This is a genomic window from Kitasatospora sp. NPDC052896 (assembly GCF_044547075.1).
GTDB lineage: Bacteria > Actinomycetota > Actinomycetes > Streptomycetales > Streptomycetaceae > Kitasatospora.
In genome coordinates this window covers 1-2,342 of the sequence record NZ_JBITZU010000068.1, presented here as the reverse complement: position 1 = coordinate 2,342, position 2,342 = coordinate 1, and the positions used below count along the sequence as shown (strand labels likewise).

General features: G+C 68.3%; 2 protein-coding genes. Both read right to left on the bottom strand.

The genetic code is table 11. The features are described 5' to 3' along the window. Positions 1–30: 30 nt before the first annotated feature. Positions 31–534, bottom strand: a complete 504-nt coding sequence (locus tag ACIGXM_RS37315; protein ID WP_396568572.1) for a hypothetical protein — start codon at positions 532–534, stop codon at positions 31–33. An 851-nt stretch (positions 535–1,385) separates the two neighbouring features. Next, on the bottom strand, positions 1,386–2,342 hold a 957-nt coding region (locus tag ACIGXM_RS37310), incomplete at its 5' end, for a LamG domain-containing protein (RefSeq protein WP_396568571.1).

Sequence of the window (2,342 nt, the reverse complement as noted above, 5' to 3'; positions counted from 1 at the left end):
ACGCGGGCCTACTCGGTGACCATCACAGGATCATTCGGGAAGGTACGCCCTTCGTGTTCCTCCCGGAACCGATCCACAAGTCCTGAGCATTGCTCCGTCGGCGGTGGCCTCCTTCCAGATCTGTGGAGTGAGGTCTGAACGGAGCCGCACGTATAGGTCGTTGCCGCGCTGTAGGGGGTCGGCGATGCCGGCGAGTGTGGTAGCCAGGGTGACATTGGTGCGGTGGCCGGCCCAGGTCCACCAACGAAGGTCGTTGCCGGCGCCGTCGCGAATGATCAGGTTGCCCGCCGGGTGTACGGTCTCGGCGCCCTCCGAGCGGAGTTGTGCGAGTGCGCCCTCTGCTCGCTTGGTGAGTGCGACCGGCGGTTCTTCACCGAGGAGGACCTCACGGGCGGAGCGGGCCAGGCCGAAGGAGGCCATCCGCGCCCCTCCGCCGTGCCATTTCGCTTTGCCGCCGCCGTCGACAGGTTCGACGAAGCAGCGCTTGCGGTTCCAGTCGATGTAGGTGACCTGCCAGCTGTGTCCGGCGAGCAACAGGCGGCGCGGTCCGGTGACCTCCTCGGTGTGTCGACGCTCACGTAATTGGGCCGCGGCGCGCTCCCCGTGCTCACCCTGCGGTTCCGGAAGCGTCGATGCGTACGCTTACCGTCTTCGCGGCGCGCGCGGCGAGCCGGGTGGATCAAAAGCGCAGCAAGGAAGGGGTGGGTGGGGAGCAGCCTCTGCCGCCTGCTCCCGCTGAGATGTGGCCACCGCAGCTTGCCGACCCCGCGGCGCACCGTGTCCATGACGAGCGGCGGTTGGCCCAATTACCTGAGCGTCCACACTGCCAGAGCCGGTCGCCGACGCGGTGCTCCTGCAGGCACAGGGCGAGGATCTGCTGGGCGACGATGTGCCGTGGCTCCGGCGGTGGTACGACGGGCTCGACCCAGCCGCGGGACCGCTGGAACAGCAGTGCGTCGGCGGCGAGTAGGCCGCCCTCGTCGGCAGCGAGGAAGAGGCAGTTGCGCGTGGAGCCGGGGCGGCGTCCGGTACGTCCGATGCGTTGGAGGAACGAGGCGAGGGCCCTCCTCCTGGTGAGTAGACACCAGGAGGAGGGCCCGCCTTCCCTCGCTCGGCACTACGGCCATTACGCCACTGCCGGCCGGTCTGCCCGATGATCACGATCCGGCACGCCTCGACGTTGCTGGAGCCGTCCTGCATGAGCCGGGAGTATGCTGCCCGCTCCTGGCACAGCTTCACAGGCCCCTCAGCCGTCCGGATCTTGCAGATCTCGAAGTCCAATGCATCCCCTGAACTGGGGTGTTGCAACGACTCCTAGAACACACGTGTGGTGGGACGGCCCCTTCACACGGTCAGGTAGTGATCGGTACGGCCTACTGCTTGGTTCAGCTCAGCTGGACCGGGGTGGGCTGGCCTGCGGTGATGGCCGAGACGCCGGCCGGGTCCAGCGCGGTGTTGTACAGCTGCACGTCGCTGATCGAGGCGTTGCCGGACGGGCCACCTGTACCGCCGGCCTGGATGCGCCGACCGATCTGCAGTGAACCAGCAGCGTCCCACGCGGTGCCGGTGTACGGGGCGCTGCTCACCAGGGTGCCGTTCACGTACAGCATGAGTTGCTGCGTGCTGGCGTCGTACACCCCGACGAGGTGGGTCCAGGTGCCGACCTGCGGGCTGGTCGGGCCGGTGGTCGGGCCGTAAGCACTGTTGAAGGTGTCGGCGGTGCTGTCGTCCACGTCCCGGCCGAAGGCCCAGGAATGCGACCAGCTGGAGTAGTAGAGCTGGAGCCCCGAGCCGTTCGATCCCGCCTGGGCGACGTAAACGTCAGAGGTGCTCAGGTCGTTCGGCTTCACCCAGGCCGAGACGGTGTAGCTCTTGCTGGTGTCGATAGCAGGGTCGGCAAGGGCGGATGCGTATGCCGAACTTCCGTTCAGGCTGAGGACGGTGCCTTGGCTCGGGTCCGTGGTGAATGCGGCACTGCCACCGAGGGTGAGACCGTAGGCGGCCTTGCCAGCGCTGCTGTCTGTGGTGTCGGAGAGCTTCCAGCGGTCGGTCGGCTGCTGGAGGTAGCCGACCGACAGTGGAGCCGCGAACTGCGCCGAGCCGCCGGCCGGGGCCGCGCCCGGGTACTCCCAGATCTGGCCGGTCGGGCTGATCGCGTACAGGTCCGGATTGCCGTCGCCGTTGACGTCACCGGGCGAGGCGATGGCCGGGAAGTCGGCGCTGCTGACACCGAGCGGGAGGTCCGGCTGGGCGGTGGGCAGGGTGTTGCCGGTGGTGGTGGCGGCCCAGTCCTGCTCGGGGTTGCCGGGCAGGCAGTCCCAGAGGATGAGCTGGGTGCCGGC